The sequence below is a fragment of the Achromobacter sp. genome (assembly GCF_057314935.1).
The window spans coordinates 37,437-43,506 of the sequence record NZ_DBHKZA010000056.1; the positions used below are offsets into that span (position 1 = coordinate 37,437).

The window sequence follows — 6,070 nt, forward strand, 5'->3', positions numbered from 1 at the left end:
CTTACCTCGCGTTCCAGGCCGGGCCCGCCAGCCAGAGGCTCACGCCCCGGGACAACAACAGCATGACGCCGTAGATCAGCAGGTAGCCTGCGGCGATGGTCAGGAAGCTTTCGTTGGGAACGATGCGGTCGCTGTTCATCTGCACGCCGGCCGCGACCAGTTCGAACACGGTGATCAGCGACAACAGCGACGTGTCCTTGATCAGCACGGCGGTCTGGCCCAGCAAGGGCGGCAGCGTGTTGACGAAGGCCTGCGGCAGCACGACGTAGCGCAGCCGCTGCTGATAATTCATGCCGCACGCCTTGGCCCCTTCGATCTGGCCGCGCGGCACGGACTCGATGCCCACGCGGATGATCTCGCTCATGTAGGCGGCGTGGTGCAGGGTCATCGCCAGGATGCCCAGCACCATCTCGCTCCAGCCCTTGGCGCCGGGGATCAGCATGGGCACGGCGTAATAGACCAGGTAGATCTGCACCAGCAACGGCGTAGACCGGATGAACTGCACGTAAGCGGCCACCGGGCGCCAGATGGCGGCTTTGGACGACATGTGCAAGAGCGCCAGCGGCACGCCGGCCAACACCGACAGCACAAGGCTTGCGCCCGCCGCGATCAGCGTGTTGGCCAGGCCGGTGGCGAATTGGCCCGTGTACTGGCTGACGATGCGCCAGTTGTAGTAATCGATCAGCCAGTCCATGGGCGGTCCGGTCTCCCCGTAGCGGTGCTAGAGCCTGTTGACACGAAGGGGCCTTGCGCAGGCCCGCATGCTTAATGGTCTTTCTTCCAATCGGTGGAGTACCAGTACTTCACCTGCTCGGGCAGCGTGTTGTCGGCGGTCTTCAGCGTTTGCCAGTTGTCCAGCCAGAACTTCAGGCGGAAGGCGTTGGGGCCGACGGCGAAGGCCAGGGGCTCGCGCACCATCACGCCGTCCAGCACGCGCAGGTTGCCAAAGTCGACCAGGAACTGGTTGGCGGTGGACATGGACATGATGCCGGCGTCCAGACGGCCGCTGGACAGGGCCTGGCCGACCGGGGCGCTGCCGCCCGAGAACTCTTTCATGGTGGCCTTGGGCAGCATCTTCTTGCCCACTTCGGCGTAGGTGCTGGCGCCCAGCACGCCGACGTTGACGCCCGCCTTGTCCAGTTCCTCGTACGACTTGTACGGGGAGTCCTTTGGAACGACGGCCACGGTCTCGGCGTAGAACATCGGGGCCGAGAACAGCACCTGGGCGGCGCGCTGCGGCGTGGGTGTCATGTCGGCCGCCACCATGTCGGCCTTGCCCGACAGCAGCGCGGGCAACAGGCCCTTCCATTCATAGTCCTGCAGGACGAGCTTCACGCCCAGGTCGTCGGCCATGCGCTTGGCGACTTCCACCGCCAGGCCCGTGCGCTTGCCCGTCTTGTCCATGAAGCTCATGAGCGGCCCGGATGTCTGCACCGCGACGCGCAGTTCGCCGCGCTTGATGATGTCGCCCAGTTCGTCGGCTTGCGCGGGCAGCGCCACGGTGGCGGCCGCCAGGGCGACGCTGGCCACGCCCAGCCATTGTTTGATTTTCAGCATTTCAATATCCCCTAGAGGTGGATGAAACCTTGTCATTCCGGGCAAAGCATGTCGTGTTGCCGCAAGGCCGGCAGCGCCCGGATTTAGCCGGACCGGCTTGCTTGGACTACAAAATCTTTTCCAGGAAGGCGCGGGTGCGCGCCTCCTTCGGATGACAGAACACCTCGTCGGGCGTGCCCATCTCCACGATGCGGCCCGCGTCCATGAAGAGCGCCCGGTCGCCGACGTCGCGCGCGAAGCCCATTTCGTGGGTCACGACGGCCATCGTCATGCCGTCGCGCGCCAACCCTCGCATCAGTTCCAGGATGCCGCCGACGGTTTCAGGGTCGAGCGCGGACGTGGCTTCATCGAACAGCATCAATTTGGGGTCCATGGCCAGCGCGCGGGCGATCGCCACGCGTTGCTGCTGGCCGCCGGACAATTGGCTGGGATAGCGTTCGCCGAAATCTCCCATGCCGACCCGGCCCAGGAGGTCGCGAGCGTAGCGTTCGGCGTCGGCGCGGCTGCGGCCGCGCACCACGCGCTGGGGTAGCGCAACGTTGTCCAGCGCAGTACGGTGTTGGAACAGGTTGAAGTGCTGGAACACCATGCCGACCTCGGTGCGCCAGCGGTTGACGTCGGTGGCGGGATCCGTCAGCGACACGCCGTCCACGAGGATGGTGCCGCTATCGATGCTTTCCAGGCCGTTCAGGGTGCGCAGCAAGGTGCTTTTGCCGGAGCCGGAAGGCCCGACCACCACCATGACCTCGCCCCGGTTCAGCTGGCAATCGACGCCGTCCAGCGCCCGATGCGGCGGCTGGCCGTCGCGCTGGAAGGTCTTGGTGACTGCTTGGACATCAAGTAAAGCGTCTGCCACTGATGCACCCCGAAAGAGGTTTTCCCAACCGGCCCCGGGGCGGCTTCCCGAGGGAAGCGGCGCTTAAGCCGGTTAAGAAAAAAAAGTTTCGCAATTCACGCTAGAGTTTCGTATAGTAAATTTTTTTCCAGAATCGCCACTTAGGCATAACCCTTAAGCGAAGACATGGGCTTCGCTGGCAATCCAAGGAACCGGCATGGACACCCCCCAAGACATCCTGCGCGCGCTCGGCCTGAACGCGGCCGCGCTTACCGGCGGCACGCTGACCGCACGCAGCCCGATCGACGGCGCCGAACTGGCCCAGGTGCACGAACACACGGTGGCGCAAGCCCATTCGGCCATTACCCGTGCGCGCCAGGCCAGCCTGGCCTGGCGCGACGTGCCGGCGCCGCGCCGGGGGGAACTGATCCGCCTGCTGGGCGAAACGCTGCGCGAGAACAAGACCGCGCTGGGCCGCCTGGTCAGCCTGGAAGCCGGCAAGATCGTCGCTGAGGGCGAAGGCGAAGTGCAGGAAATGATCGACATCTGCGACTTCGCCGTCGGCTTGTCGCGCCAGCTGTACGGCCTGACCATCGCGTCCGAACGCCCCGGCCATCGCATGATGGAAACGTGGCATCCGCTGGGCGTCATCGGCGTCATCAGCGCCTTCAACTTCCCCGTGGCCGTGTGGTCATGGAATGCCGCGCTGGCCATCGTCTGCGGCAATGCCGTGGTGTGGAAGCCGTCGGAGAAGACCCCGCTGACCGCCCTGGCCTGCCAGGCGCTCTTCGCCCAGGCCATGCAGCGCTTCGGCGACGCGCCCGCCGGACTGTCTGAAGTGCTGATCGGCGGCCGTGAAGTCGGCGAAGCGCTGGTGGATTCGCATACGGTGGCGCTGGTCTCGGCCACGGGCTCGACCCGCATGGGCCGCCAGGTGGGCCCGCGCGTGGCGCAACGCTTCGGCCGCGTGCTGCTGGAACTGGGCGGCAACAACGCCATCATCGTCGGCCCCACCGCCGACCTGGACATGGCCGCGCGCGGCATCGTCTTCGGCGCCATCGGCACGGCCGGCCAGCGCTGCACCACCACGCGCCGCCTGATCGTGCACGAAAGCGTCGCCGACGCACTGGTCCAACGCCTGCACAAGGCCTACGCCAGCGCCCCCATCGGCAACCCGCTGGACAGCGGCAACCTGGTTGGTCCGCTGATCGACCGCGTGTCGTTCGACGCCATGCAAGACGCCCTGAAGGCCGCGCGCGAGCAAGGCGGCAAAGTCACCGGCGGCGAACGCGTGCTGGCCGACGACTACCCCAACGCCTGGTACGTGCGCCCGGCCATCGCCGAAATGCCCGGCCAGACGGACGTCGTCTGCCACGAGACCTTCGCGCCCATCCTTTACGTGATGCGCTACAAGGAATTCGCCGATGCGCTGGCCCTGCAGAATGGCGTGCCGCAAGGCCTGTCGTCGGCGATCTTCACCAATGACCTGCGCGAAGCCGAGACCTTCCTGTCGGCATCGGGTTCGGACTGCGGCATCGCCAACGTCAACATCGGCACGTCCGGCGCGGAAATCGGCGGCGCCTTCGGTGGCGAAAAGGAAACCGGCGGCGGCCGCGAATCGGGTTCCGACGCCTGGCGCAACTACATGCGCCGCGCGACCAACACCATCAACTACTCGCGCAACCTGCCGCTGGCGCAAGGCATCAAGTTCGGCGAATAAACCCTGCAAGGCTTGAAATACAAGGCCCCGCGCATTGTCGACAATGCGCGGGGCCTTGTTGCGTGCGCAGCGGATGGCGCCGTGCCCCCGCCCCATGCCGCGCCACCGCTTCCTGATTAACACCCGTTTATTACACCCTCTACATCCGATAAGCCTGCCTTACAAACAGTTTCGGCGCGCGATGCTACATTGCCTCGTCACAAGAAAAACACATTGCGCCCATGTCCCCACGACGTCTCACCGCCCCCTCATTCTCCCTGCGCACCCTGACGGCCATCGTCGCCCTGGGCGCGGCAGGCTCAGCCGCCGCCGGCGTGTCGTACCGCCTCGACCGCCCGTCCGCCGCCCCTGGCGAGACCGTCACCATCGAAGCGGTGTACTTCAACGAAGGCAGCGCGCGCGCAAACTGGGAAGCGCCGCCAGAGCTCGTGCTGCAATGGCGCAGCCAGGACGGCCAGATCGTGCGCAGCCTGGCCAAGCTGGCCGGCGACCGCGCCAGCTATAGCGTGCCGGTCAACAATTTCGCGCGCATGGCGTGGACTGCCGTCGTGCCCAGCACCGCGCGCGGCCTGCAAGCCGTCTCCATCGAAGGCCAGCCCTCGATGATGGCGCTGGACGCCACCGGCCGCGACAGCGGCACGCTGGCCAGCACGCCCGCGCAAGGCCCCGTGGTGGACGCCCGCAGCGGCGAACCCGTGCCCCCCGCCGCCGTCACCGCCGTGGGCGCATCACCAGAAGGCGGCCCGGCGCCCAGCGCCGCCGTCGTCCCCACCGTCGCGCAGCAAACGGCGTTCGACCGGTTCCGCAGCTCGATCTCGGAATACAAGCCCGTCTACTTCGACATCGGCACCCGCGGCCAAACCACCGCCCGCTTCCAGATCAGCGCCAAGTACCGCCTCTTCAGCCCCAGCGGCGACCGCCCGGCGACGTGGGGCGAGAACTTCTACCTGGCCTACACCCAGACCTCGCTGTGGGACCTGCAGGGCGACTCCATGCCCTTCATCGACACCACCTTCAACCCCAGCGCCTTCTGGCTGTCGGACAACATCTGGCAGTCCGCCAACCAGAACTGGCGCTTCGGCATGAACACCGGCGTCGAACACAACTCCAACGGCAAGGACGGCGAAGACTCCCGCTCGGTCAACGACGGCTACATCGAGCCGCGCTTCCACTACCGCTTCGACGGCGGCAGCACCCTGACCTTCGCCCCCAAGGTCAAGGCCTACTTCGCCGTCGCCGACGAAAACCGCGACTACGCCGACTATGCCGGCCGCGTCGACTGGCAACTGCGCTGGGCGCAAGACAACGGCGCCGTCGTGTCGGCGATGTACCGCCAGGGCGACCAGAAGCGCCGCACGACCCAGCTGGACTTCGCCTGGCCGCTGCAGCGCACGTGGCTGAACATGAACGGGTATCTGCACCTGCAGTACTTCAACGGCTACGGCGAAACGCTGCTGGGCTACAACCAGCGCAACGAATCGCAGTTCCGCATCGGGTTGTCGTTAGTGCCTTAAGGCAGGCGGGGTGTGACGGATTACGCAAGATCCGCAACGGATTGCGCGTGCCGAACACCCCGCGCTCCACCCATCCTACGTTGGATTCAACGGCCTGCTCATCGCCCCCCTGCGCCCTGTCCAACCACCCATCCAACGGACGCGTTCAGCATCCGCCCAGCCTTCCCCCCGCAAATGCCCACCGCCCGCCGCCCGCGCGGCAGGCGGTGGGCGGCCCAGCAAGATCTTCCGTACTTGTGCTGAGGCCCCAACAAGACGCCAAGCACCCCAACCTCCCCCGCTGACGTCAGGCGTGAACTGTCAGAGCCCGGGGCGGCGGCGGCCTGGGGGGCGCGGGGCGTCGATAAGCCCAAGGGAATCCGAAGGCAGTTGCCGTAGGCAACAACGAGGATGACGCAGGGGCAGTCCGGAGCGAAGGCTCCGGACCGCAATCGTTGACCCGCG

5 protein-coding genes are annotated in these 6,070 nt (G+C 66.3%); 2 read left to right on the forward strand and 3 right to left on the reverse strand.

Going from position 1 to position 6,070, the window contains the following annotated elements; genetic code table 11:
* Position 1: 1 nt before the first annotated feature.
* From ACO6D5_RS20060 to ACO6D5_RS20070, 3 genes are all read right to left on the reverse strand, one after another.
* Positions 2-694 carry an amino acid ABC transporter permease gene (locus ACO6D5_RS20060; protein ID WP_006221999.1) on the reverse strand — a complete coding sequence of 231 codons (693 nt, stop codon included), beginning with the start codon at positions 692-694 and terminating at the stop codon, positions 2-4.
* 71 nt (positions 695-765) lie between these two features.
* Positions 766-1,557, reverse strand: a complete 792-nt coding sequence (locus ACO6D5_RS20065; protein ID WP_315526777.1) for a transporter substrate-binding domain-containing protein — start codon at positions 1,555-1,557, stop codon at positions 766-768.
* Positions 1,558-1,663: 106 nt separating this feature from the next.
* Positions 1,664-2,413, reverse strand: a complete 750-nt coding sequence (locus ACO6D5_RS20070) for an amino acid ABC transporter ATP-binding protein (RefSeq protein WP_485826332.1) — start codon at positions 2,411-2,413, stop codon at positions 1,664-1,666.
* A gap of 196 nt (positions 2,414-2,609) precedes the next feature.
* Between ACO6D5_RS20070 and amaB the strand changes: the two genes are divergently transcribed.
* Together amaB and ACO6D5_RS20080 are read left to right on the forward strand one after the other, a co-directional pair.
* Entirely contained in the window at positions 2,610-4,112 is a 1,503-nt protein-coding gene (gene amaB / locus ACO6D5_RS20075; RefSeq protein WP_485826333.1) for an L-piperidine-6-carboxylate dehydrogenase, read from the forward strand.
* A 221-nt stretch (positions 4,113-4,333) separates the two neighbouring features.
* Positions 4,334-5,626: a phospholipase A gene (locus ACO6D5_RS20080; RefSeq protein WP_315526783.1), complete on the forward strand. Its 1,293-nt coding sequence runs from the start codon at positions 4,334-4,336 to the stop codon at positions 5,624-5,626.
* Positions 5,627-6,070: the final 444 nt, after the last annotated feature.